This is a genomic window from Burkholderia sp. BCC1996 (assembly GCF_905339955.1).
In the GTDB taxonomy this organism is placed as follows: domain Bacteria; phylum Pseudomonadota; class Gammaproteobacteria; order Burkholderiales; family Burkholderiaceae; genus Burkholderia.
The window spans coordinates 141,213-163,856 of record NZ_CAJPHM010000020.1; the positions used below are offsets into that span (position 1 = coordinate 141,213).

Annotated in this window: 25 protein-coding genes; 12 read left to right on the forward strand and 13 right to left on the reverse strand. The window is 67.0% G+C overall.

What is annotated here, in order from left to right:
* Nucleotides 1-6: 6 nt before the first annotated feature.
* Entirely contained in the window at nucleotides 7-2,532 is a 2,526-nt protein-coding gene (locus U4Z64_RS26865; RefSeq protein ID WP_321821540.1) for a DUF6600 domain-containing protein, read from the forward strand.
* A 103-nt stretch (nucleotides 2,533-2,635) separates the two neighbouring features.
* Here U4Z64_RS26865 and U4Z64_RS26870 read toward each other — a convergent pair whose 3' ends face one another.
* Together U4Z64_RS26870 and U4Z64_RS26875 are read right to left on the reverse strand one after the other, a co-directional pair.
* Nucleotides 2,636-3,607, reverse strand: a complete 972-nt coding sequence (locus tag U4Z64_RS26870; protein WP_044844804.1) for a thymidylate synthase — start codon at nucleotides 3,605-3,607, stop codon at nucleotides 2,636-2,638.
* 42 nt (nucleotides 3,608-3,649) lie between these two features.
* The gene (locus tag U4Z64_RS26875; RefSeq protein ID WP_044844805.1) at nucleotides 3,650-5,047 is read right to left on the reverse strand and encodes a sigma-54 dependent transcriptional regulator; all 1,398 of its coding nucleotides are present in this window, start codon (nucleotides 5,045-5,047) and stop codon (nucleotides 3,650-3,652) included.
* Here U4Z64_RS26875 and U4Z64_RS26880 point away from each other — a divergent pair.
* From U4Z64_RS26880 to U4Z64_RS26890, 3 genes are all read left to right on the forward strand, one after another.
* Entirely contained in the window at nucleotides 5,027-5,425 is a 399-nt protein-coding gene (locus tag U4Z64_RS26880; RefSeq protein WP_321821541.1) for a hypothetical protein, read from the forward strand. The two genes, U4Z64_RS26875 and U4Z64_RS26880, sit on opposite strands and share 21 nt — an antisense overlap.
* Before the next feature lie 123 nt (nucleotides 5,426-5,548).
* The gene (locus tag U4Z64_RS26885; protein ID WP_321821542.1) at nucleotides 5,549-5,875 is read left to right on the forward strand and encodes a hypothetical protein; all 327 of its coding nucleotides are present in this window, start codon (nucleotides 5,549-5,551) and stop codon (nucleotides 5,873-5,875) included.
* A gap of 255 nt (nucleotides 5,876-6,130) precedes the next feature.
* Complete coding sequence (locus U4Z64_RS26890) at nucleotides 6,131-6,631, forward strand: dihydrofolate reductase (protein ID WP_321821543.1); 501 nt, start codon at nucleotides 6,131-6,133, stop codon at nucleotides 6,629-6,631.
* A 90-nt stretch (nucleotides 6,632-6,721) separates the two neighbouring features.
* On the opposite strand, the gene pmbA is transcribed toward U4Z64_RS26890, so the two are convergent.
* Nucleotides 6,722-8,092, reverse strand: a complete 1,371-nt coding sequence (gene pmbA / locus U4Z64_RS26895) for a metalloprotease PmbA (protein WP_044844808.1) — start codon at nucleotides 8,090-8,092, stop codon at nucleotides 6,722-6,724.
* Between the two features lie 128 nt (nucleotides 8,093-8,220).
* On the opposite strand from pmbA, the gene yjgA reads away from it, so the two are divergent.
* A complete protein-coding gene (gene yjgA / locus U4Z64_RS26900; RefSeq protein WP_311766332.1) occupies nucleotides 8,221-8,826 on the forward strand; it encodes a ribosome biogenesis factor YjgA in 606 nt (201 codons plus the stop codon).
* Nucleotides 8,810-9,427 carry a molybdopterin adenylyltransferase gene (mog, locus tag U4Z64_RS26905; RefSeq protein WP_124487483.1) on the forward strand — a complete coding sequence of 206 codons (618 nt, stop codon included), beginning with the start codon at nucleotides 8,810-8,812 and terminating at the stop codon, nucleotides 9,425-9,427. The genes yjgA and mog overlap by 17 nt, the downstream gene beginning before the upstream one ends.
* 16 nt (nucleotides 9,428-9,443) lie before the next feature.
* Here the strand turns inward: mog and orn are convergent, their stop codons facing one another.
* Nucleotides 9,444-10,064, reverse strand: a complete 621-nt coding sequence (orn, locus tag U4Z64_RS26910) for an oligoribonuclease (protein ID WP_044844810.1) — start codon at nucleotides 10,062-10,064, stop codon at nucleotides 9,444-9,446.
* Between the two features lie 117 nt (nucleotides 10,065-10,181).
* On the opposite strand from orn, the gene U4Z64_RS26915 reads away from it, so the two are divergent.
* Genes U4Z64_RS26915 through U4Z64_RS26925 form a run of 3 tightly spaced genes read left to right on the forward strand, consistent with a single transcriptional unit; the run spans nucleotide 10,182 to nucleotide 12,754 of the window.
* Entirely contained in the window at nucleotides 10,182-11,441 is a 1,260-nt protein-coding gene (locus tag U4Z64_RS26915; RefSeq protein WP_124521924.1) for a M48 family metallopeptidase, read from the forward strand.
* Entirely contained in the window at nucleotides 11,438-12,379 is a 942-nt protein-coding gene (gene rsgA / locus U4Z64_RS26920; protein WP_040143718.1) for a ribosome small subunit-dependent GTPase A, read from the forward strand. The genes U4Z64_RS26915 and rsgA overlap by 4 nt, the downstream gene beginning before the upstream one ends.
* A 57-nt stretch (nucleotides 12,380-12,436) precedes the next feature.
* A complete protein-coding gene (locus U4Z64_RS26925; protein WP_044844812.1) occupies nucleotides 12,437-12,754 on the forward strand; it encodes a putative signal transducing protein in 318 nt (105 codons plus the stop codon).
* 75 nt (nucleotides 12,755-12,829) lie between these two features.
* Here the strand turns inward: U4Z64_RS26925 and U4Z64_RS26930 are convergent, their stop codons facing one another.
* The 6 genes from U4Z64_RS26930 to rpsP all read right to left on the reverse strand — a co-directional run bounded on the left by U4Z64_RS26930 (nucleotide 12,830) and on the right by rpsP (nucleotide 16,956).
* Nucleotides 12,830-13,768, reverse strand: coding sequence for a CobD/CbiB family protein (locus U4Z64_RS26930; RefSeq protein ID WP_044844813.1), 939 nt, complete (start codon nucleotides 13,766-13,768; stop codon nucleotides 12,830-12,832).
* 119 nt (nucleotides 13,769-13,887) lie between these two features.
* Nucleotides 13,888-14,574, reverse strand: coding sequence for a CoA pyrophosphatase (locus U4Z64_RS26935; protein WP_044844814.1), 687 nt, complete (start codon nucleotides 14,572-14,574; stop codon nucleotides 13,888-13,890).
* 87 nt (nucleotides 14,575-14,661) lie between these two features.
* A complete protein-coding gene (gene rplS, locus U4Z64_RS26940; RefSeq protein WP_006486838.1) occupies nucleotides 14,662-15,054 on the reverse strand; it encodes a 50S ribosomal protein L19 in 393 nt (130 codons plus the stop codon).
* Between the two features lie 133 nt (nucleotides 15,055-15,187).
* Nucleotides 15,188-15,982 (reverse strand): tRNA (guanosine(37)-N1)-methyltransferase TrmD, encoded by a 795-nt coding sequence (trmD, locus tag U4Z64_RS26945; protein ID WP_124487488.1) that lies wholly within the window; start codon nucleotides 15,980-15,982, stop codon nucleotides 15,188-15,190.
* Nucleotides 15,982-16,659, reverse strand: a complete 678-nt coding sequence (gene rimM, locus U4Z64_RS26950) for a ribosome maturation factor RimM (protein WP_124487489.1) — start codon at nucleotides 16,657-16,659, stop codon at nucleotides 15,982-15,984. Before rimM ends, trmD begins: the two co-directional genes overlap by 1 nt.
* A gap of 42 nt (nucleotides 16,660-16,701) precedes the next feature.
* Nucleotides 16,702-16,956 carry a 30S ribosomal protein S16 gene (gene rpsP, locus U4Z64_RS26955; RefSeq protein WP_006476550.1) on the reverse strand — a complete coding sequence of 85 codons (255 nt, stop codon included), beginning with the start codon at nucleotides 16,954-16,956 and terminating at the stop codon, nucleotides 16,702-16,704.
* Nucleotides 16,957-17,109: 153 nt separating this feature from the next.
* Between rpsP and U4Z64_RS26960 the strand changes: the two genes are divergently transcribed.
* Nucleotides 17,110-18,249 carry a PQQ-dependent sugar dehydrogenase gene (locus tag U4Z64_RS26960; protein WP_321821551.1) on the forward strand — a complete coding sequence of 380 codons (1,140 nt, stop codon included), beginning with the start codon at nucleotides 17,110-17,112 and terminating at the stop codon, nucleotides 18,247-18,249.
* 111 nt (nucleotides 18,250-18,360) lie between these two features.
* Nucleotides 18,361-18,828, forward strand: a complete 468-nt coding sequence (locus U4Z64_RS26965) for a TM2 domain-containing protein (RefSeq protein ID WP_321821544.1) — start codon at nucleotides 18,361-18,363, stop codon at nucleotides 18,826-18,828.
* Between the two features lie 18 nt (nucleotides 18,829-18,846).
* On the opposite strand, the gene U4Z64_RS26970 is transcribed toward U4Z64_RS26965, so the two are convergent.
* Both U4Z64_RS26970 and U4Z64_RS26975 read right to left on the reverse strand, forming a co-directional pair.
* Nucleotides 18,847-20,025: a PA0069 family radical SAM protein gene (locus tag U4Z64_RS26970; RefSeq protein ID WP_321821545.1), complete on the reverse strand. Its 1,179-nt coding sequence runs from the start codon at nucleotides 20,023-20,025 to the stop codon at nucleotides 18,847-18,849.
* A gap of 91 nt (nucleotides 20,026-20,116) precedes the next feature.
* Nucleotides 20,117-20,605: an Lrp/AsnC ligand binding domain-containing protein gene (locus U4Z64_RS26975; protein WP_321821546.1), complete on the reverse strand. Its 489-nt coding sequence runs from the start codon at nucleotides 20,603-20,605 to the stop codon at nucleotides 20,117-20,119.
* A 145-nt stretch (nucleotides 20,606-20,750) separates the two neighbouring features.
* On the opposite strand from U4Z64_RS26975, the gene U4Z64_RS26980 reads away from it, so the two are divergent.
* Nucleotides 20,751-22,037 carry a D-amino acid dehydrogenase gene (locus tag U4Z64_RS26980; protein WP_321821547.1) on the forward strand — a complete coding sequence of 429 codons (1,287 nt, stop codon included), beginning with the start codon at nucleotides 20,751-20,753 and terminating at the stop codon, nucleotides 22,035-22,037.
* A gap of 324 nt (nucleotides 22,038-22,361) precedes the next feature.
* Here U4Z64_RS26980 and U4Z64_RS26985 read toward each other — a convergent pair.
* A partial coding sequence (locus U4Z64_RS26985; protein ID WP_321821548.1) for an electron transfer flavoprotein subunit alpha/FixB family protein occupies nucleotides 22,362-22,644 on the reverse strand: 283 nt, incomplete at its 5' end.

Genomic DNA, 22,644 nt, shown 5'->3' on the forward strand with positions numbered 1-22,644 from the left:
CTCACCATGGCTTCCCTGTTCACGCTCAAGCGAACCGCCCGCTGCACGCTGCTCGCGTTCGCTGCGCTGGCGACCGTGCCCACCGCATTCGCGCAAACGACCGAGGCCGCCGCGTATGCGGCCGCCGCCCGGCAACCGGGCGGCGATCCGCCGAGCCGCGTCGCCCGGCTCAACTACAAGTCGGGTGCCGTGACGACGGAGCCCGCCGGCACCGATACGTGGTCGTACGCCGCCGTGAACCGCCCGCTGACCACCGGCGACCAGTTGTGGAACGATGCCGGCGCGCGCTCGGAACTGCACATCGGCTCGACCGCGGTGCGACTCGGCGAATCGACGAGCCTGTCGGTGCTGAACCTCGACGACACCACGACGCAATTGAAGGTCGGGCTCGGCACCGTATCGACGCACGTGCGCGATCTGCCGTCCGGCGGGTCGTACGAAATCGACACGCCCAATCTCGCGCTCGGCATCTCGGGCCCGGGCGACTATCGCGTCGACGTCGCGCCGAATGGCGCAAGCACGACGGTCACCGTGCGCAGCGGCAGCGCGACCGTCTACGGCAGCAACGGGCAGTATCCGCTGTCGCCCGGACAGCAGGTCGTGTTCACCGGCACCGACCTGCAGGTCGCGCAGCAATCGGCCGCGCCGGCCCCCGATGCGCTCGACCAGTGGGCCGCCGGCCGCGATGCGGCCGAGCAGCGCTCGGTGTCGGCCCGCTACGTATCGCGCGACGTGCCCGGCTATCAGGATCTCGACGCGAACGGCACGTGGCGCGATACCCCGAATTACGGCGAGGTCTGGGTGCCGAACGACACGCCCGCCGACTGGGCGCCGTATCACGACGGTCACTGGATCTGGCAGGCGCCGTGGGGCTGGACCTGGGTCGACGATGCGCCGTGGGGCTTCGCGCCGTATCACTACGGCCGCTGGGCCTATGTCGACGACAGCTGGGCGTGGGTGCCCGGCCCGATGGTCGTCAGCCAGCCGCCCGTCTACGCGCCGGCGCTCGTCGCCTTCGTGGGCGGCGGCGGCGGTCCCGACTGGAGCGTCGCGCTGACGGTCGGCGGCGTCGCGGCGGCCGGCTGCGCATGGTTCGCACTCGGCCCGGGCGAACCCTGGCATCCCGGCTGGGGTGGCTGGAGCCCGCATTACTACGATCGCGTGAACCGGAACATCGTGGTCAACAACGTGACGGTCAACAAGACCGTGAACGTGACGAACATCACCAACATCACGAACATCAACAAGACGTACGTGAATTTCCGCGCGCCGCATGCGATCACGGCCGTGCCGGCGTCCGCGTTCGTGCACGGCCAGCCCGTCGCGCACTTCGCGCAACGCGTCGATCCGCAGCAGTGGCGCAACGCGCACGTGATGCCGGGAACGCCCGGCATTGCGCCGGTACGCCAGAGCTTGACCGGCGGACTGCGCACGGCCAGCTACCGTCCGCCGGCGGCGCTCGGACAGCACACGTTCGTCGCGACGCGCAATCCGGCCGTGCCGGCCGCCTATCGTGACCAGGCGGCCGCGCATCTCGCCCGGCAGGGCCAGCACGTGCCGGGTGCAGGCGCACCGGTCGCGAGGACGAGCGTGCCGGCCGACTACCAGGCGCGCCCGGTCCGCGTTCCGGGCAACCCGAAAGCCGGTGCGTGGGCGATGCGCAACGTGCAGCTCGTGAATCCGCACGGTCCGGTCGTGCAACCGGCGCACACAGTACGCGACGGCCAGCCGGCACAGGCCGCACGGCCTGGTGCGCCGATGCCGGTCGTGGCGGACGGCGCACGACCGACGAACGGCGAAGCCCCCAATGCGCCGCGCTTCGCCAACGGGGCGATGCCCCAGGCGCCGGGCAATCCGGCTCCGCATCAGGCGTTGAGCCCCGGAAATGGCGTCCCGCATCCGCCGGCGGCCGCCAACGAGCCGGCCGGGCGCGACAACACGCATGCGGCCGCGGCGCCCGCGTGGATGCAGCCGCACACGCCGATGGAGCGTCAGCGCCCGACGCCGCCGACGGCACTCCACGCAGCCGGACAGAACGCGCTGCCGCCCGTGCGCAGCGCGGCGCCCGTCCCGCATCCGGAAGCCACGCCCGGTGCGCAGCCCGCCCGTCGGCAGGAAACGCCGCGCGCGTTGCCGCAACCGCGACTCGACATGACCGCGCAGATTCCGCAGCAGCGTCCGCGCCCCGATTTCGCGGCACCGGCCCGGCATGCGCAGCCGCGGCCCGAGCGGACCGCTCCGGCACCGCAACCGCGCCCCGAATTCGCGCAACCGGCACCGCGCCGCGAAGTCGCGCCGGCGCACGTGAACGAGTACCGTCCGCCCGCGCCCGCCGTGCATGACATGCCGCGACCGCAGCCGCAGGCCCCGCGCATGGAGCCGCGGCCGTCGATGCCCGCGCCGCACATGGAACCGCGGCCGTCCATGCCCGCGCCGCGCATGGAACCGCGGCCGCAACCGGCGCCGCACGTCGAGGCGCCGCACCCGGGCAATCCGCCGCCCGGCGGCCACGACGAGCGGCGCCACCAATAATCCGACCGTTGAAACGGCAAGGCCCGACCCGGCGAGTGCCGGTCGGGCCTTCTTCATGCTGCCTGGCGCGGATCGCGTCACCCGCCGCCGTCGCAGGCCGGGCTCAGACCGCCATCGGCGCGGTCAGCGGCTCATGGTGACGGTAGCCGACAAGCGAGAAATCCGACGGCTCGATCTGCTCGAGCCATTCGGGCGCATAAACGCCGGTCTTCGCGTAGTCCGGCACGCGCTCGGCAATTTCGAGCCGCGGGCTGTCGTACGGCTCGCGCGTGAGCTGCTGCTGCAGCATGTCGAGCTGGTTCTCGTAGATGTGCGCGTCACCGATGAAGTACGTGAACCAGCGCGGCGTGTAGCCCGTCAGCCGGCCGACGAGCGACAGCAGCGCGGCCCCTTCCGTCAGGTTGAACGGCGTGCCGAGCCCGACATCGTTGCTGCGGATGTACAGGCACAGCGAAATCTCGCGCTTCGTGACGTTCGGCAGGAACTGGTACAGCAGATGGCAGGCGGGCAGCGCGATCTGGTCGAGTACGGCCGGATTCCATGCGTGAAACAGGATGCGGCGGTCCGCCGGGTTCTCCATGATCGTGTCGAGACACTGGCGCAGCTGGTCGATTGCCTTGTACAGCAGCACCTTCGGCACCCCGTCCTCGTCGAAACGCGTGACGATCCGGAAACCGCGGCGCGTCGCGTCGGCGATCTGCGCCTCGGCGCCCGCGTCGAGCACCTTGTAGCCGGGCCACTGGCGCCATTGCACGCCGTACACGTCACCCAGGTCGTCGACGCCCTGGCGGTACGGGTTCGCGAGCCACTGCGCGTTGTCGTTCGCGTTCGCGTCCCACACCTTGCAGCCGAGCGCGCGGAAATCGGCCGCGCTGCGCGATGCGCGCAGGAAACCGACCAGTTCGCCGATCGCGGACTTGAACGCGAGCTTCTTGGTCGTGACCGCCGGGAAACCTTGCTGCAGGTCGAACCGCAGCATCGCACCGGGCATGCTGATGGTGCGGATGCCCGTGCGGTTCTCCTGCCAGGTGCCGGTGTCGAGGATGGTGCGAACGAGGTCGAGGTACTGTTTCATGCGGGTTCCTTCGGCCGCGAGGGCGACCGTTACCCGCCAATTCTAGCAAGCGTGATGCCGAACCTCCGGCAACGGCGCCGAAAACCCGCCCAGCGGGTCGCCGCGATCGCGCATGCCATGCGCGCACATCAGCCGGTACAGCGTGACGCGCGACACGCCGAGTTCGCGCGCCGCGTCGGCAAACCGGCCGCGGTGACGCAGCAGCGCCTGCTCGATCACCTGCCGTTCGGCCGCTTCGCGCGCCTCGGTGAGCGAGACGGGCGCCAGCACCGCGAATTCGTTGAGTTCGAGATCGGCCGCGGTAATCATCCGGCCCTCCGACATCACGATCGCGCGGCGCACGCGATTGATCAGCTCGCGCACGTTGCCCGGCCACGAATAGCCGTACAGCGCGGCGATCGCGTCCGGCGAGAAGCCGCGCAGGCGGCGATGCGCATCCCCCTTGAAACGCTCGAGCATGTGGCGCGCCAGCAGTTCGATATCCTTGCCGCGTGCGCGCAGCGGCGGCTCCTCGATCTTCAACACGCACAGCCGATGAAACAGGTCCTCGCGGAACCGCCCTTCGCGCAGCGCCGCTTCCATGTCCACGTGCGTCGCACAGATCACGCGCACGTCGACCGGCACCGATACATGCGCGCCGAGCCGCTCGATCTTGCCTTCCTGCAGGAACCGCAGCAGGCTCGCCTGGCTCTCGAGCGGCAGGTCGCCGATCTCGTCGAGAAACAGCGTGCCGCCGTTCGCGGCCTCGACCCTGCCGATCTTGCGCTGGTTCGCGCCCGTAAACGCGCCGCGCTCATAGCCGAACAGTTCGGCCTGGAGCAGCGTCGACGGAATCGCACCGCAATTGATCGCGACGAACGGCGCTTGCGCGCGCGCCGAGCGCTCGTGGATCGCCACGGCCGTCAGTTCCTTGCCGGTACCCGATTCGCCGGAGATGAACACCGGCGCATCGGTCGTCGCCACGCGCCGGATCGTCCTGAACAGCCCGAGTATCGCGTCGCAGGTGCCGACCATCTCGCCTTCGGCGCGTCCGGCACCGACGGGTGCGGCTACCGGCTCGGTCAGCGCGATCATGCCGTGCGCATGCCCGATGGTCTCGACGATGCGCGCCGCCTCGTACGGCATCGTGACGTAGTCGAAGCAATAGTCACGAATGAGATGCCGCAGCGTGGCGTCCTGCAGCTGGCCGCGCCGGGTCGCCGCGATCCAGCCGATGTGCTGGATGCTCAGACACGCTTCGAGTTCGCGCAGATCCGCGGGTCGAAAACCCGGCGAGAAATCGAGCAGGCCGGCCGTTGCCACGCCGTGCTGCACGACACGCCGCACGTCGCGTGCGCTTTCCGCAAGATCGACGCGCCACCCGCATTCGTCGAAATGCCCGCGCAACGCGTCGTTCGGCTCGCGCGAGAAGTAGATCACATGCCGCTGCTCGGCTCCCATATGCTCACCCCGTTCATCAACCGTCTAACGATTGCCGTACACGCCAAGTCGCGTGCAAAAGGATCGAACCGGGTCAGCCGAAGCGGCTCGATTCGCCATGCCGATACGCGGCGACGACAGGCCTCGCATGATGGCGCTCATCTCGCGTCCAGTTATTTTTTTGATCAAGACAGCTTAGTTATAGGCGCCGAATACGACAAACCGATTGCAGCGCGGATGAGCGAACGGTCGAATCGCTCAGTGGTCGACGTTGATCAATCGTCTGCAAATAGAAACGCGCAGCGACGCGTACCTGCATCGACACACGCGCAAATTTTCATCCTTGAAGCGTATCGATTGAATCCGCAGTATTCCCGAGCCCCCTCGTTTCACGCCTGAAACATTTCCCGGCGTTTTCGATCGCAAGTCACGACGCTTCCCCGCAAATCGCAGACGCGGCAATGCGCTTCGCCCGATGGCATGCATTTCGCTGAACGCGTAACGGATCGGGAGAAGGTGGCCATGCGAACAATTTTTTTGCAGTCTTGTGTGCAGATGACGATTGCATTCGCACTCGCCTGCCACTTCACGCCGGCACGCTCGGAAGAAAGCACGAGGCCCGAACGCGCGATGCCGCTTGCCGGTAACGCGCCGCGCATGCAACAGGACCACAGCTTCCGCATCGTGCCCGTCGCCGCGCCGCGAGCGCGTTCGTCAGACAAGTCGTCGGTGACGCTGTGGGACGAACTCGTCCCGCCGGCCCGGCTGCCGATACCGATTCCTGTGGCGCTCCCCGGCAACGTGCAGCATGCTATGGAAGGACACGCAGGGAACCGCATGCATCAATAATCCGCACACGACTCCATCATGCCGCTTGATCGATGAGGATTGCAGAATAAAATGAACGGCGCAGGTCGTTTCCTGCAGCGTCGACTTCGCGACGCGAACCGTTTTTTGCGTCCGTCCCCCGGCGGGCACTCTTTTTATTCAGGACATCACGGAGCAAACGCCGCACCTACGCCCGCGCATCCGCCCCGGCGCGGTCGCGTGCCGCCATTCCGGTAGAATCGGCGCCATTCCGGTTCTCCTCTTCCCCCGATCTTCATGACGACGTTGACCCTGATCGTCGCGCGCGCCCGCAACGGCATCATCGGCCGCGACAACCAGTTGCCCTGGAAACTTCCCGAGGACCTCGCGTTCTTCAAGCGCACGACGATGGGCGCGCCGATCGTGATGGGCCGCAAGACCCACGAGTCGATCGGCCGGCCGTTGCCGGGCCGCCGCAATATCGTCGTCACGCGCGACGCAGCGCGCCGCTTCGACGGCTGCGACACGGTCACGTCGCTCGCCGACGCGCTCACGCTCGCCGCGCGCGACGGCGCGCCCGAAGCATTCCTGATCGGCGGCGCACAACTCTATGCGGAAGGCCTCGCGCTCGCCGACAAGCTGGTCGTCACCGAGATCGATGCCGATTTCGACGGCGATGCGTCGTTCCCGGCGCCCGATCCCGCGCACTGGCGCGAAGTCTCGCGCGACCCGCACCAGGCCGCCACGCCCAATACGTTCGGCTATGCGTTCGTCGTGTACGAGCGCAAGCGCGGCTGACACTCGGCACGCGGCACGCGACAAAAAAGCCCGACCGGCTCATGAACACCGGTCGGGCTTTTCGTTTCCTGGCGGCCGATGCCGCGCCGCTTACTGCCCGGCGATCGTCATCTGCTCGATCAGCACCGAGCCCGTTTCCTTCGTACCGCGCACGATCGAATCCGCGCCGATCGCGACGATATGCCGGAACATCTCCTGCAGCGTGCTCGCGACGGTGATTTCCTCGACCGGATACTGGATCACGCCGTTCTCGACCCAGAAGCCGGCCGCGCCGCGCGAATAGTCGCCGGTCACGTAGTTCACGCCCTGCCCCATCAGCTCGGTCAGCAGCAGGCCCGTGCCGAGCTTCTTCAGCATCGCGTCGAAATCGTCGCCCGGCTGCGTGTTCGAGCTGCGCAGCGCGAGGTTGTGCGAGCCGCCCGCGTTGCCGGTGGTCTGCGTGCCGAGCTTGCGTGCCGAATAGGTCGACAGGAAGTAGCCTTCGACGACACCGTCGTTGACGACGCTGCGCGCACGCGTGCGCACGCCTTCCTCGTCGAACGGCGCGCTGCCCATCGCGCGCGGCACGTGCGGATCCTCGACGACCTGCACGTGCGGTGCGAACACCGGCTTGCCGAGGCTGTCGACGAGGAACGACGTCTTGCGGTACAGCGCGCCGCCGCTGACGGCCTGCACGAACGCGCCGAGCAGGCCGGCCGCGAGCGGTGCCTCGAACAGCACGGGCACCTTGCGGGTGTCGAGACGGCGCGCGCCCATCCGCGCCAGCGCACGCTCGGCCGCATAGCGCCCGACGGCTTCCGGCGCCGCGAGATCGACCGCGCTGCGCTTCGACGAATACCAGTCGTCGCGCTGCATGTGGCGGCCGGTGCCCGCGATCGGCGCGCACGCGATGTAGTGGCGCGAGTACGGGTAGCCGGCGAGGAAACCGCGCGACGTCGCGAGCACGAACTGCGAATGCTGCGCCGACACGCTCGCGCCTTCCGAGTTGCGGATCTGCGGGCTGACCGCGAACGCGGCGTCCTCCGCGCGGCGGGCGAGCTCGACGGCCTCGTCGGCCGTCAGCGCCCACGGGTGATAGAGGTCGAGGTCGCGCGGGTCGGTTTCGAGCAGTTCGGCCTCGGCGAGGCCGGCCGCGTCGTCCTCGGCCGTGAAGCGCGCGATGTTGTACGCGGCGGCGACGGTATCCTTGATCGCGGCCGGCGAGAAATCCGACGTGCTCGCGTTGCCGCGCTTCTTGCCGATGAACACCGTCACGCCGACCATCTTGTCGCGGTTGTGTTCGATCGTCTCGACCTCGCCGCGGCGCACCGACACCGACAGGCCGTCGCCTTCGGAGATTTCGGTCGCGGCGTCCGTCGCGCCGAGCGCCTTCGCATGGCGAAGGATGTCCGAGGCAATTTCTTTGAGCTGGTCCTGCGTGTGCGGGAAATAGCGCGCTTGTACGTCGAGATTGGCTGCCATCGTCGTGTTATCCGGTGGCGGGCGATCCGCCCGCATGGTCAAAATGTTGCGTATCCCGCGATCATAGCAAGGTCCGGGGCCATATACCGACAAGCTTGGGGCGTCCGCGCCGCGATACAATGCCGCCCATGACACGCAAAACCCGAATCCAGCCGATCGAGCACGCCGACGACGACGCCGGCAATGGCTACGATCGCCCCAGCAAATCCCAGTTGAAACGCGAGATGCACGCGCTGCAGGAGCTCGGCCAGGCCCTGGTCGACCTGCCGAAGGACGCGCTCAAGCGCATGCCGATGCCCGAGGACCTCGCGGACGCCGTGCGCGAGGCACGCCGGATCACCGACCACGAAGGCAAGCGCCGCCAGCTCCAGTACGTCGGCCGCGTGATGCGCTCGCTGACCGACGACGAAACGGCCGCGCTGCGCACCGCGCTCGACGCCCAGCGAGGCGTGAACAAGGCCGCGACCGCCCGCCTGCACTGGATCGAGCGCACGCGAGAACAGCTGCTCGCGAACGACGACGCGCTGACCGAGTTCCTCCGCCAGCACCCCGAAGCCGACATCCAGGAAGGCCGCACGCTGATCCGCAACGCGCGCAAGGAAGCGCAGCAAGGCAAGCCGCCGCGCTACTTCCGCGAGCTGTTCCAGTGGATCAAGACCGCGAGCGGTACCGACGAGGCGGAGGCAGACGAAGCGCCGGACGACGCCGGAGACGACCATGACGACGAAGCGTAACCACCCGGACGAACTCGTGGTCGGCCTCGTGTCGATCAGCGACCGCGCCAGCACGGGCATCTACGAGGACAAGGGCATCCCGGCACTGCAGGAATGGCTCGCCGGCGCGCTGCGCTCGCCATGGCGCGCCGAAACCCGGCTGATCCAGGACGACGCGCCGACGATCTCCGCCACGCTGGCCGAACTCGTCGACGTCGCCGGCTGCGATCTGGTGCTGACGACGGGCGGCACCGGCCCGGCGCGGCGCGACGTGACGCCGGAAGCCACGCTGGCCGTGGCGACGAAGGAAATGCCGGGATTCGGCGAACAGATGCGGCAGATCAGCCTGAATTTCGTGCCGACCGCGATCCTGTCGCGGCAGGTCGCGGTGATTCGCGAGACGGCCGACCACGCGGCGCTGATCATCAACTTGCCCGGCCAGCCGAAGTCGATCCGGGAAACGCTCGAAGGGCTGCGCGACGCCGACGGCAAGTCGACCGTGCCCGGCATCTTCGCGGCGGTGCCCTACTGCATCGACCTGATCGGCGGCCCGTACATCGAAACCGACGCCGCGGTGGTCGCGGCGTTCCGGCCGAAGAGCGCGCAGCGCGCGCCACGCTGAGCGCGTGCCGGCCCGCTCAGGCGGCCGGCGCGGACTCGCCTGCCGGCGCCGACGCGGCCGGAATCAGGAAATGCTCGCGGTAGTACTTCAGTTCGTCGATCGACTCGTGGATGTCCGCGAGCGCCGTGTGCATCGCACGCTTCTGGAAGCCCTTGTAGATCGCCGGCTGCCAGCGGCGGCACAGCTCCTTGAGCGTGCTGACGTCCAGGTTGCGGTAGTGGAAGAATCGTTCGAATTCCGGCATCCAGCGCGCCATGAAGCGGCGATCCTGGCAGATCGAGTTGCCGCACATCGGCGACTTGCCGGGCGACACGTACTGCGAGAGGAACGCCTGCAACTGCGCGGCGGCGTCCGCCTCGGTCACGGTCGACGCGCGCACGCGGTCGATCAGCCCGGAACGGCCGTGCGTCGACTTGTTCCAGTCGTCCATCTTCGCGAGCGTTTCGTCGCTCTGGTGGATCGCGAACACGGGGCCTTCCACCGCGATGTCGAGCGTCGAGTTGGTCACGACGACCGCGATTTCGATGATGCGGTCGTTATCCGGGTCGAGGCCGGTCATCTCCATGTCGAGCCAGACGAGGTTCAACTCGTTGCGCACGAGCGCGGGCTGGCTGGCGGAAGCGGCGGTATCGGTCATGAGTCATCCTGGAAAATGGCGGACGGCGCATGGCGCCGCCCGGGCGGCCGGCATCGCGTGAGCGGGCCCGGTCCGCAAGAACATATAATTCTCGCATAGAACCCTTTGGCGCCTTCGATGTCACCCTTTTCGTTCACCCTGCTGTTCGCGATCGCCGTGCTCGCGATGGTCGTCACCAAGCTGTGGCTCGCGTCGCGGCAGATCCGCTTCGTCGCCGCACATCGCAACAGCGTGCCCGCGCAGTTCAGCGCCACCATTCCATTGACCGCCCACCAGCGTGCGGCCGACTACACGGTCGAGCGCACCCGGCTGGCGATGTTCGAGATCGTCGTCAGCGCGGCCGTGCTGGTCGGCCTCACGCTGCTGGGTGGCGTCGGCGCCCTCGACACGCTGCTGACGGGCTGGTTCGGCCGCGGCTACGGGCAGCAGGTCGCGCTCGTCGCCGCCGTGCTCGCGATCACGAGCGTGATCGACGTGCCGTTCGAGTATTACCGCCAGTTCGGGATCGAGCAGCGGTTCGGCTTCAACCGGATGACCAAGCGCCTGTTCTTCACCGACATGCTGAAGAACACGCTGCTCGGCGCCGTGCTCGGCCTGCCGCTGCTGTTCGTCGTGCTGTGGCTGATGAACCAGGCCGGCAGCCTGTGGTGGCTGTGGACCTGGATCGTCTGGGTCGCGTTCCAGATGCTCGTGCTGCTGATCTATCCGACCTTCATCGCACCGATCTTCAACAAGTTCGAACCGCTGAAGGACGAAGCGCTGCGCACGCGCATCGAGTTGCTGATGAAACGGTGCGGCTTCGCGGCGAAGGGCCTGTTCGTGATGGACGGCAGCCGCCGTTCCGCGCACGGCAACGCGTACTTCACGGGCTTCGGCGCATCGAAGCGGATCGTGTTCTTCGACACGCTGCTCGCGCGGCTGACGGGCCAGGAAATCGAGGCCGTGCTCGCCCACGAGCTCGGCCACTTCAAGCGCCGCCACGTGATGAAGCGGATGCTCGTGTCGTTCGTGCTGAGCCTCGTGCTGCTCGCGCTCCTCGGCTGGCTCGCACAGCGCACCTGGTTCTATACGGGCCTTGGCGTCACGCCGTCGCTCGACACGAGCAACGCGGGCGCCGCGCTCGTGCTGTTCTTCCTCGCGATCCCCGTGTTCCTGTTCTTTGCAACTCCGTTCAGCAGCCTGACGTCGCGCAAGCACGAATTCGAGGCCGACGCGTTCGCGGCCAGCCAGACCGACGCGCAGGATCTCGTCAGCGCGCTCGTGAAGCTTTATGAGGACAACGCGTCGACGCTCACGCCGGACCCCGTCTACACGGCCTTCTACTACTCGCATCCGCCCGCGTCGCAGCGGATCGACCGCCTGATGCAGCACGCATGAGCCGGCCGACCTCCCGCAAGCCGGCCCCGCGCGCGTCGGGCGCGCCGCGTGTCGAAGGCCGCGTGATCGCGGCGCACGGCCGCCACTACATCGTCGCGCCCGACGACGGCGGCCCGATGCTGCAGTGCTTCCCGCGCGGCAAAAAAAGCGAGATCGCGGTCGGCGACCGCGTCGTGTACGAGCAGGCGTCGGCCGACCAGGGCGTGATCGTCGAGATCGGCGAGCGGCGCAACCTGCTGTACCGCTCCGACCAGTTCAAGTCGAAGCTGTTCGCGGCCAACCTCGACCAGCTGCTGATCGTGCTCGCGACCGAGCCCTATTTCAGCGAGGACCTGCTCGGTCGCGCACTGATCGCGGCCGAAGCGAACGAACTGAAGCCGCTCGTCGTGCTGAACAAGATCGACGTCGAGGCCGCGCTGCCGGTCGCCCGCGAGCGCCTCGCGCCCTACCGCGCGCTCGGCTACGACGTGCTCGAGCTGTCGGTGAAGGGCGCGCCCGACGATGCGCGTGCGCAGCTGATGCCGCATCTGGCCGGCCATTCGACCATCCTGCTCGGCCAGTCCGGAATGGGCAAGTCGACGCTCGTGAACCTGCTCGTGCCCGATGCCGAGGCCGCGACCCGCGAAATCTCGGCCGCGCTCAACAGCGGCCGCCACACGACGACGTTCACGCGCCTCTACCCGCTCGACGGCGGCGGCGCGCTGATCGATTCGCCGGGTTTCCAGGAATTCGGCCTCTACCACCTGACGGAAGGCCGCCTCGAGCGCGCGTTCCCGGAATTCCGCCCGCTGCTCGCGGACTGCCGTTTCTATAATTGCCATCATCTGCACGAGCCGGGCTGCGCGATTCTCGAGGCCGTCGCCGACGGCCGCATTGCACCGTCGCGGCATGCGCTTTACGCGCAGCTCGTGCACGAGGCAAGCCAGATCGTCCGCTGACCGCGGCGGGCAGAAGGCGGCCGGCGCCCCGCCCGGCCTTCACCGACAGGAGCCGCGATGCGTTTCAAGGCCCCCGATCTCGCCACCGCGCAGCATTGGGCGAACGTGCTGCAGGTGGCCGGCATCGGCTGCGAGTTGCACAACTGCTACGCGACCGGTGCGCTCGGCGGCCTGCCCGCCGACGCGTGCACGCCCGAGCTGTGGCTCGACGACGAGCGCGACGATGCGCTCGCGCGGCGGCTTCTCGATGCCGCGTCGCACGGCCCGTCGGCCGGCGCCGCGCCGTGGCGCTGCCGTCAGTGCGGCGAGGCGCTCGAGGCCCAGTTCACCGCCTGCTGGCAATGTGGCGCCATACGCGATCCGCTCGACGATTGAGCGAATGGGTCACGCACAGCAAAAAGGCCGGCATGAAGCCGGCCTTTTCGTTTCATCGCGCACTGCGCTGCCGCGTCACGATACCCAGACGGCCAGCGTCAGCATCAACAGCAGGATCATCCACAGGATCACGGCGCGCCACACCAGGCCGACTGCCGACTGCAGCGTGCGCGGCGTGCAATCGTCACCGACCGTCAACGGACCGCTGTCGCCGACCGCCAGTGCGTCGAGGCTCGATGGTTCCGCGAGCGGCCCCGCGAGACGCGCGCCGAGCGCGCCGCTGCCGGCCGCGAGCAGCACGCCGTCGTTCGGGTCGGGCCACTGGCGCGTGTGATTGCGCCACGCGTAGATTGCATCCTCGAAGTTGCCGACGATCGCGAAACCGAGCGCGGTCAGCCGCGACGGAATCCAGTCGATCACGAAGAACGCGCGCTGCGCGAACGTCGAGAACGCGGCCGTGCGATCGTCGCCCGGCGTCGACCAGCTGCGCGCGAGATATTCGGAGATGCGGTACAGCACCGCGCCGGCCGGACCGATCGGCAGCACGTACCAGAAGAACACGCCGAACACGTGACGATGCGACGCAACGACCGCATGAATCAGCGTATGACGGACGATTTCGCCGACCGGCATGTCGACCGTGTCGAGGCCCGTCCACTCATGCAGGATTTCACGCGCGCGCGGCACGTCGTCGTTGTTGAGCGCGAGATGGATATCGGTGAAGTAGTGGCTGAACTGGCGAAAACCGAGCGTGAAATACACGACGGCGACGTTCCAGATGAACGCCAGCACGAAGCTCACCTTGTACAGCAGGAAGTAGATCAGCGCGACGATCAGCACCCACGGCAGCACGACCGCGAGCCATGCGAGCACGCCATGCTTTTGCTTGCCGGCGTCGAGGCCATGCGCGACGGTTTCCGCGTGAAACTGGAACAGCGCAAACACCGGATTGCTCGGCGACAACGCGCGGACCTGTTCGATGATGAGAGCGAGGAGAACCGAAAAGAAAGTCATGCGTGCGCCGTCTTCGGAGTTATGTCATTTTTTGCATAACGATAGCACAGCGTAAGCGACGCATGGCTGACGATGCGATCGCCCGGCGGCCGGCCGCGCGCGCCGCACAGCGCGGGAAGTCAGCCGGCTGCCAAGAAGCGGTAGAGATTGCGCAACATGCCGGCAGTTGCGCCCCAGATGAAGTAATGCCCGGCTGATTCGCCACTGGGATAGGGCATCGCAAAAAAACGACGCTCGCCGCCTTCCCAGCGGAACACGCGCACCTGGTGGTTCGCGGGGCTCATCAGGAACGCGAGCGGCACCTCGAAAATCTCGGCGACTTCGAACGTGTCGGCCTGCACGGTGAACGGCGGATGCACGAGCGCCACGACGGGCGTCACGCAGAAACCGGTCCCCGTCAGGTAGTCGGGCAGCGCACCGAGAATCTCCACCGGCTCGGCGGCCAGTCCGATTTCTTCCTTCGCCTCGCGCAACGCGGTTGCCGTCGCATCGCGATCGAACGGCTCGCGACGGCCGCCGGGGAAGCTGATCTGCCCGGCATGGTCGTTCAGGTGATCGGCGCGCTGGGTCAGCAGCACGGTGAGGCCGCTCTCGCGAACGACGAGCGGGATGAGGACGGCGGCGCTGCGCGGGTCGACGCCCTCCTGCAGCCGCGCCTCGCCGGGCTCGACGCTCCATTCGAGCGTGCGCGCAAAACGCTCGCGCAGCCCGGGCGGCGTCATCAGGCGGGACTCGATGGACGGCAGGCCCGCGCCGGTGCCTTCAACCGGCAGCACTTCGGGATCGATGATGGGGCGGCGATTCAATGGGGCTCTCGTGTTCGTGACATAACGAGCATATTGTCGCGCCAGAATGAAAAAAGCACCCGGGTGGGTGCTTTTTCCTTACAGCTCTTACTCTTGGGAAGCTGCTGCGGCGCGATCCTTCGACACCAGCTTTTCCTTGATACGAGCCGACTTGCCCGAACGCTCGCGCAGGTAGTACAGCTTCGCACGACGCACATCACCGCGACGCTTCACGACGATGCTCGCCAGCAGCGGCGAGTACGTCTGGAACGTACGCTCGACGCCTTCGCCCGACGAGATCTTGCGGACGATGAAGTTCGAGTTCAGGCCGCGGTTGCGAATCGCGATCACGACGCCTTCGTAAGCCTGAACGCGCTTGCGGTTACCTTCAACCACGTTCACGTTCACGATCACCGTGTCGCCCGGGGCGAAATCGGGGATCGTCTTGCCGGCGAGCGCGCGCTCGATCTCTTCCTGCTCAAGTTTTGCGATCAGATTCATTACTGACTCCTTATGCCATCTTGTCGGCGTTTGCACCCGCCCGTTTCCAGGCCTGGCCCCGATAGAGGATGGATTCACATCAGGCACCGCACACACATGCACGGCACCGCCATTTCCCGTCCGCGACGCCGCCTCAGGAGGCGTTCTTCGCTTCGCGTGCGAGGTTCGCAAGCCACGCCTCGTCGGCACGGCTCAGCAACTTCTCGCGGCGCGCCCGGACGATCAGGTCCGGCCGCTTCCGCAACGTATTCTTCAATGCTTCCTGCCGCCGCCACTTCTCGATCTCGGCATGATGCCCGCCGAGCAGCACGTCCGGCACACGCATTCCCTCGTATTCCTCGGGGCGCGTGTAGTGCGGGCAATCGAGCAGCCCGTCGGCGAAGCTGTCCTGCACGGCCGACTGCGCATCGTTCAGCACGCCGGGCAACAGGCGCACGACGGCATCCATCATCGCCATCGCCGGCAGTTCGCCGCCGGACAGAACGAAATCGCCGAGGCTGATTTCCTCGTCGACACAACGGTCGAGCAGACGCTGATCGATCGCCTCGTAGCGACCGCACAGCACGATGACACCGGGCTCCTGCGCCATCCGCACCGCACGTTCGTGCGTGAACGGAGCACCTTGCGGCGACATCATCACCACCCGCGTGCTCGCGACGCCCTGCTCCGCCTGCGCGGCTTTCGCAGCACCGATCGCGGCCTCGAGCGGCCTGGCCAGCATCACCATGCCCGGACCGCCGCCGTACGGACGATCGTCGACCGTGCGGTAGTTGTCCGTCGTGAAATCACGCGGATTCCAGGTGCGCAGCCCGAAGCGCTCCTGCTTCACGGCCCGGCTGGTGATTCCCCAGTCGGTCAGCGCGCGGAACATTTCGGGAAAGAGCGTGACGACGTCGAACTGCACCGCGCTCTCCGTAACCTGGTTCATTAGTAATCGGCTTCCCAGTCGACGACGATGCGACGTGCCGCCTGATCCACCGTCTTGACGTAGACGCCGACGAACGGAATCAGCCGCTCGTCGGTGGTCGGCCGACCATCCTTGCCGACTGCCGGATACTCGACGCGCATGATCGAATGCACGCCGTTGTCGATCATCCCGCTCACCGTCCCGAGCGCCACCGATTGCTCGTTGACGACCTCGAGGCCGATCAGGTCGACCCAATAGAATTCGTCCGCGGCCAATGCCGGGAAATCTTCCCGGCGCACGAACACGCGAAAGCCGCGCAAAGCCAGTGCGGCATCGCGGTCGCTGACACCCGCGGTATGCGCGACGACCGTGTCGCCGTGCGTCTTCGACTGCAGGATGCGGGCGGACAACCGCTCCCCACCCCGTTCCAGCCACCAGCGGCGCGCCGTGAGCAGCGCATCGCCACCGCGACCGGCGTCGGCATGCGTCGCCACCTTGACCCAGCCTTTCAGGCCGTAGGCGTCGACTACTGCACCGACCTCGACAGCATCGTCGGGCCAGGCTTGCACCGCTTCGAGACTGCCCTGCTCGGCAGCCGTACCGGCGCTCGCGACAGTGTCGCGCTCGACCGGCTTGCGGACGAATGCGCCAAACGACGCTCGCCCGCGCCTTGCGTTACCGGAATCGTGACCGGACATCAATGCTCCTTGCAGCCGGCACGACCGGCACACCGCGCCATGTTAGGCAGCCGGTTGCGCCTTTTGCGCTTCCTTCACGAGACGCTGGACGGTCGGCGACAGTTGCGCGCCAACGCCTTGCCAGTACGTCAGGCGGTCCTGAGCGATACGCAGCGATTCGCCCTTCGTGGCGACCGGGTTGTAGAAGCCGACGCGCTCGATGAAGCGGCCGTCACGACGGTTGCGCGAATCGGTAGCAACGATGTTGTAGAACGGGCGCTTCTTCGAGCCGCCGCGAGCCAGACGGATGATAACCATATGAAATCCTTCGGGAAAACCGGGTTCGAAACTACTGAAACGTGCGATTATAGCCGGAAACCAAAGCCACAACAAACACTTACGCGCAAAAATTCCGCAGACACCCTGTGCGCCGGGCATACAATCGTCGTGTCCACGACGCTCCCCGCCGCCATGCCGCTATTTCGCGTCACCCCGGCGCGCCGCGCGCAGCACCGCCTCGCAGGCTTGCTGACCGGCCTCGTCACCTGTCTCGCATCCGCCGCGGCTTACGCCGCACCACCGGTGGACGAACTCGTCGTGCCACCCGGCTTCCATGTCGACGTGCTGACCAACGCCGTGCCGACCGCCCGTGAAATGGCGTGGTCGCCGCGCGGCATCCTGTATGTCGGCTCGCAGGAAGGCCGCGTACATGCCTTCGTGATGCAGGAGGGCCGGATCACTGCCCGCCATGTAATCGCGTCGGGGCTCGACACGCCCGTCGGCGTCGCATATCGCGATGGCGCCCTCTATATCTCCGCCGTGTCGCGCATCCTGCGCCTCGACCACATCGACGACCGGCTCGCCAGGCCGCCCGCGCCGGCGGTCGTGACGGACGCGCTGCCGACCGATCATCATCACGGCTGGAAATTCATCGCGTTCGGCCCCGACGGCAAGCTCTACGTGCCGGTCGGCGCACCGTGCAACGTCTGCCTCGCCGATCGCAGCCGATACGCGATCATCGCACGCATGCACGCCGACGGCAGCAACCGCGAAGTATTTGCCCGCGGCGTGCGCAATACCGTCGGCTTCGCGTGGCACCCCGATTCGGGCGAGCTATGGTTCACCGACAACGGGCGCGACATGATGGGCGACGACGTGCCCGACGACAAGCTGAACCGTGCGCCGCGCGCGGGCCTCGATTTCGGCTTTCCGTACTGCCATGGCGGCGACACGCCCGACCCCGAATTCGGGAGCCCCGACGTGTGCCGGCGCTACGCGCCGCCCGCGCTGAAACTCGGCGCGCACGTCGCGGCGCTCGGCATGCGCTTCTATACGGGGCCGATGTTTCCGGCGTCGTATCGCAACAACATCTTCATTGCCGAGCACGGTTCGTGGAATCGCAGCACGAAGGTCGGCTACCGCGTGATGCGCGCTGTCGTGTCGGCCGACGGCAGTCATACGCGCCAGACGCCGTTCATCACGGGCTGGCTGCGCGCGGACGGCAGCGTGTGGGGACGCCCGGCCGACGTACTGCCGCTACCGGACGGCTCGCTGCTCGTCAGCGACGACTACGCGGGCGCCATCTACCGTGTCACCTATGCGGCACCTTGACGCAGCCGAGGGGTGACCGGGCCCGACCGGGCATCGTAGAATGCGTGCCGGGCCCGAGCGCCCCGCGCCGGCCTGCCGGCCGCCCATGCCACCGATAATCCGCCGCCACCCATGTCCAGCAGCACCGCATCGCCCCGCCGCTTCCGCTCCAAGACGCTCACCGCCGCCCTCGCGTTCCTGTTCGGTTCGCTCGGCGCGCACCGCTTCTACCTGTACGGCTTGCGCGACGTGTACGGCTGGGCGCACCTGCTCGCGACGATCGTCGGGATCCCGGGTTTCCTGCTGCTCGCCGCGAGCCAGCGCAGTGCCGGCCTCGGCTGGTGGCTCGCCGTGCCGGGTGCAATCTCGCTGCTGGGCGCGTTCCTCGCCGCGCTCGTCTACGGCCTGCGCCCCGACGAGAAATGGGACGCGCAATTCAATGCCGACACGGGCAAGCACAGCCGGTCAGGCTGGACGGTGATCTTCATCGTGATCTTCTCGCTGCTGATTGGCGCGTTCCTGCTGATGACCGCGCTCGCGCTGTCGTTCCAGACGTATTTCGAGTCGCAAGTCGAAGCGGCGAAGCAAATCTCGCAGTAAGCTGCCGACGCGGGTCGGTCAGAACAGGCTCATCTGCAAGTCGTCGCGCGATTTCGCGCCAGTTGCGCCCTTCACCGTGCGCGGCGCGGCCGCCCCGGCCGCCGGCGCACCGCGAAACTGCGACAGATCCAGAATGCCGTTCCTGCGCTCGTTCAACCCGAGCCGCTTCACGGCCTGACGGAAACGCTGCCGCAACAGGTCGGCCCAGATCCCCTCGCCCTTCATCCGTTTCGAGAAATCCGAGTCGTAGTCCTTCCCGCCGCGCATGTCGCGCACGCGATTCATCACGCGCTCCGCTCGATCGGGGAAATGCGCGGAGAGCCAGTTCTTGAACAGTGGCGCGACCTCCCACGGCAGCCGCAGGATGATGTAGCTCGCGTGCGTCGCGCCGGCTTCCGCACAGGCTTCCAGCACACGCTCCATGTCCGGCTCGGTGACGAACGGGATCATCGGTGCAATGCTCACACCCACCGGCACGCCCGCGTCGCGCAGTGCGCGGATCGTACGCAGCCGTCGCGCCGGTGTCGCCGCACGCGGCTCGAGCGTGCGCGCGAGATCGGCGTCGAGCGTCGTGATCGTGACTGCGGCCATCACCTGCCCGCGCTCGGCCATCGGGGCCAGCAGATCCAGATCGCGCTCGATCAGCGACGATTTCGTGATCGCGGCGAACGGCAGCCCGTGATCGTGCATCACCTGGATCACGCTGCGCGTGATGCGCAGATCGCGCTCGACCGGCTGGTATGCATCGGTGTTGACGCCTAGCGCGATCGGCTCCGGCACGTAGCGCTTGCGCGAAATCTCGCGCTCGAGCAGTTCGGCCGCGTTGACCTTCGCGTAGATGCGACTCTCGAAATCGAGCCCCGGCGACAGGCCGAGATAGCTATGGGTCGGCCGTGCGAAGCAGTAGATGCAGCCATGCTCGCAGCCGCGATACGGATTGAGCGACACGCTGAACGGAATGTCCGGCGACTGGTTGTGCGTCAGGATGCTCTTCGCGCGCTCCTCGAACACCTGGGTGCGCAGCGGAGCAGGCAGATCGGCGTCGTCCGATTCGTGCGTCCAGCCGTCGTCGACCGCTTCGCGCAGTGCCGTTTCGTACCGCCCCTGGAGATTGTCGACCGCACCGCGCCCCTTGCGGGGCGCCGGCGGCGCTATCGGAAATTCGTTGTCGGACCGACCGTCCATGTGCTCACCCATTCGCCTGCACCCAATACTGTATATTTATACAGTATTGGGTGCAGCATGCCAAGGGCGAGATAGCGGGGCCGGCAGCAGGCCCCCGCCGCGCTCATTCGCCGACCGAAATCGTCAGCGTCTCCTTGATTTCCTCCATCACGACATAGCTCTTCGACTGCACCGCGCCGGGAAGTTGCAGCAGGATGTCGCCGAGCAGCTTGCGATAGTCGGCCATTTCGCCGATCCGCGCCTTGATCAGGTAGTCGAAGTCGCCGGACACGAGATGACATTCGAGCACCTCGTCGATCTTCATCACTTCGCGGCGGAACTGCTCGAACATGTTGCCGCCCTTGTGGCCAAGTGTGATCTCGACGAACACCAGCAGCGCGGCATCCAGCTGGTGAGGATCGACACGCGCGTGGTAGCCGGTGATCACGCCGTCGCGCTCCATGCGCCGCACGCGCTCGATGCACGGCGTCACGGTCAGTCCGACCTGTTCCGCGAGGTCCTTCATCGCCATCCGGCCGTCCTCCTGGAGCAGTTTCAGGATGCGCCGGTCGAGCTTGTCGAGCGAGCGTACTGGCTGGCGTTGCGTTCTCATTTGTTTATGCTGAAAACCTGAAAAATACGATAACAAAACCTACACATTCGACAATACCATAGCGCAAAAAACTAGATCAGCTAGAGGTTACACGGAGACGCAGGTGCGCCCGGCCTCGACCTGATCCCTTCCATCTGGAGCAGCTATGCGAGTCGTCATTCTGGGCAGCGGTGTGGTGGGCGTGGCAAGCGCGTATTACCTCGCGCGCGCCGGTCATGAAGTCACGGTGATCGACCGGGAAGCCGGCCCGGCGCTCGAGACGAGCTTCGCAAACGCAGGTCAGATCTCGCCCGGCTATGCGGCGCCGTGGGCCGCGCCCGGCGTGCCGCTGAAGGCCGTCAAGTGGATGTTCGAGAAGCACGCGCCGCTCGCGATCCGCCTCGACGGCACGCGCTTCCAGCTCCAGTGGATGTGGCAGATGCTGCGCAACTGCACGGCCGAGCGCTATGCGGTCAACAAGGGCCGCATGGTCCGCCTCGCCGAATACAGCCGCGATTGCCTGCAGGCGCTGCGCGCCGACACGGGCATCGAGTACGAAGGGCGCACGGGCGGCACGCTGCAACTGTTCCGCACGCAACAGCAACTCGACGGCGCGGCGAAGGACATCGCGGTGCTGCAGGAAGCGAACGTGCCGTTCGAACTGCTGTCGCCGGCCGAACTGAAAAATGCCGAACCGGCGCTCGCCGCCGTGTCGCACAAGCTGACCGGCGGCCTGCGCCTGCCCGGCGACGAAACGGGCGACTGCCAGCTGTTCACGACGCGCCTCGCGGCGCTCGCGGAATCGCTCGGCGTGAAGTTCCGCTACAACACGCCGATCGACGCGCTCGCGATCGCGGGCGGCAAGATCGCCGGCGTGCAGTGCGGCAGCGAGACGGTGCGCGCGGATGCGTACGTCGTCGCGCTCGGCTCGTACTCGACCCGCTTCGTCTCGAACCTGATGAAGATTCCGGTCTATCCGCTGAAGGGCTATTCGATCACCGCGCCGATCGTCGACGAGGCGGCCGCCCCCGTGTCGACGGTGCTCGACGAAACCTACAAGATCGCGATCACGCGTTTCGACAAGCGCATCCGTGTCGGCGGCATGGCGGAAATCGTCGGCTTCGACAAGAACCTGCGCGCAGCGCGCCGCGAAACGCTGGAAATGTGCGTGAACGACCTGTTCCCGGGCGGCGGCGACACGTCGAAGGCAACCTTCTGGACGGGCCTGCGCCCGATGACGCCGGACGGCACGCCGATCGTCGGCCGCACGCCGGTCTCGAACCTGTTCCTGAACACCGGCCACGGCACGCTCGGCTGGACGATGTCGTGCGGATCGGGCCAGTTGCTCGCCGACCTGATCTCGGGCAAGAAGCCGGCGATCCAGGCCGACGACCTGTCGGTGCATCGCTACCTGAAGGACGTGGCCGGCCAGACGCGCCCGGCATACGCATAAGTCGGGACGGCCCGCGGCGACGCAGGCCGGTCGGTATCAATGGAGAAGGCGCCCGTCAGGGCGCCTTTTTCGTTTCAGCGCATGCGATACCGGCTCGGAAAGGGGGCTTGCGTCAACGCGCACGCGCGTTGCCCCTTCGCTCCGGCGATCGATGCTTCGGTCCCATCTGCTCGCACAAAAACTGTTCCGTACGGCATGGTGCGATGGCGATGCGCTGCATCGAAGACAGATGCGTCCCCGCCCCTTCTGCCATTGCACAAAAAAAGGGGCGCTCATCGCGCCCCTTTCGTACGACTTGCCGCCGAAGCATCAAGTCACGCAGCGTCAGCCCAGCTCGTTCACGAGCTCCGGCACGAGCGCGAACAGATCGCCGACGAGGCCGTAGTCGGCCACGCTGAAGATCGGCGCTTCCGGATCCTTGTTGATCGCGACGATCACCTTCGAATCCTTCATGCCGGCCAGATGCTGGATCGCACCCGAGATGCCGACCGCGATGTACAGCTGCGGTGCGACGATCTTGCCGGTCTGGCCGACTTGATAGTCGTTCGGCACGTAGCCGGCATCGACTGCCGCGCGCGATGCGCCGAGTGCGGCGCTCAGCTTGTCT

Coding starts and splice junctions, on each gene's coding strand:
- U4Z64_RS26865 (WP_321821540.1), top strand. CDS start 7: ATGGCTTCCCTGTTCACGCTCAAGCGAACCGCCCGCTGCACGCTGCTC.
- U4Z64_RS26870 (WP_044844804.1), bottom strand. CDS start 3,607: ATGAAACAGTACCTCGACCTCGTTCGCACCATCCTCGACACCGGCACC.
- U4Z64_RS26880 (WP_321821541.1), top strand. CDS start 5,027: ATGCCGCTGCTCGGCTCCCATATGCTCACCCCGTTCATCAACCGTCTA.
- U4Z64_RS26875 (WP_044844805.1), bottom strand. CDS start 5,047: ATGGGAGCCGAGCAGCGGCATGTGATCTACTTCTCGCGCGAGCCGAAC.
- U4Z64_RS26885 (WP_321821542.1), top strand. CDS start 5,549: ATGCGAACAATTTTTTTGCAGTCTTGTGTGCAGATGACGATTGCATTC.
- U4Z64_RS26890 (WP_321821543.1), top strand. CDS start 6,131: ATGACGACGTTGACCCTGATCGTCGCGCGCGCCCGCAACGGCATCATC.
- pmbA (WP_044844808.1), bottom strand. CDS start 8,092: ATGGCAGCCAATCTCGACGTACAAGCGCGCTATTTCCCGCACACGCAG.
- yjgA (WP_311766332.1), top strand. CDS start 8,221: ATGACACGCAAAACCCGAATCCAGCCGATCGAGCACGCCGACGACGAC.
- mog (WP_124487483.1), top strand. CDS start 8,810: ATGACGACGAAGCGTAACCACCCGGACGAACTCGTGGTCGGCCTCGTG.
- orn (WP_044844810.1), bottom strand. CDS start 10,064: ATGACCGATACCGCCGCTTCCGCCAGCCAGCCCGCGCTCGTGCGCAAC.
- U4Z64_RS26915 (WP_124521924.1), top strand. CDS start 10,182: ATGTCACCCTTTTCGTTCACCCTGCTGTTCGCGATCGCCGTGCTCGCG.
- rsgA (WP_040143718.1), top strand. CDS start 11,438: ATGAGCCGGCCGACCTCCCGCAAGCCGGCCCCGCGCGCGTCGGGCGCG.
- U4Z64_RS26925 (WP_044844812.1), top strand. CDS start 12,437: ATGCGTTTCAAGGCCCCCGATCTCGCCACCGCGCAGCATTGGGCGAAC.
- U4Z64_RS26930 (WP_044844813.1), bottom strand. CDS start 13,768: ATGACTTTCTTTTCGGTTCTCCTCGCTCTCATCATCGAACAGGTCCGC.
- rplS (WP_006486838.1), bottom strand. CDS start 15,054: ATGAATCTGATCGCAAAACTTGAGCAGGAAGAGATCGAGCGCGCGCTC.
- trmD (WP_124487488.1), bottom strand. CDS start 15,982: ATGAACCAGGTTACGGAGAGCGCGGTGCAGTTCGACGTCGTCACGCTC.
- rimM (WP_124487489.1), bottom strand. CDS start 16,659: ATGTCCGGTCACGATTCCGGTAACGCAAGGCGCGGGCGAGCGTCGTTT.
- rpsP (WP_006476550.1), bottom strand. CDS start 16,956: ATGGTTATCATCCGTCTGGCTCGCGGCGGCTCGAAGAAGCGCCCGTTC.
- U4Z64_RS26960 (WP_321821551.1), top strand. CDS start 17,110: ATGCCGCTATTTCGCGTCACCCCGGCGCGCCGCGCGCAGCACCGCCTC.
- U4Z64_RS26965 (WP_321821544.1), top strand. CDS start 18,361: ATGTCCAGCAGCACCGCATCGCCCCGCCGCTTCCGCTCCAAGACGCTC.
- U4Z64_RS26970 (WP_321821545.1), bottom strand. CDS start 20,025: ATGGGTGAGCACATGGACGGTCGGTCCGACAACGAATTTCCGATAGCG.
- U4Z64_RS26975 (WP_321821546.1), bottom strand. CDS start 20,605: ATGAGAACGCAACGCCAGCCAGTACGCTCGCTCGACAAGCTCGACCGG.
- U4Z64_RS26980 (WP_321821547.1), top strand. CDS start 20,751: ATGCGAGTCGTCATTCTGGGCAGCGGTGTGGTGGGCGTGGCAAGCGCG.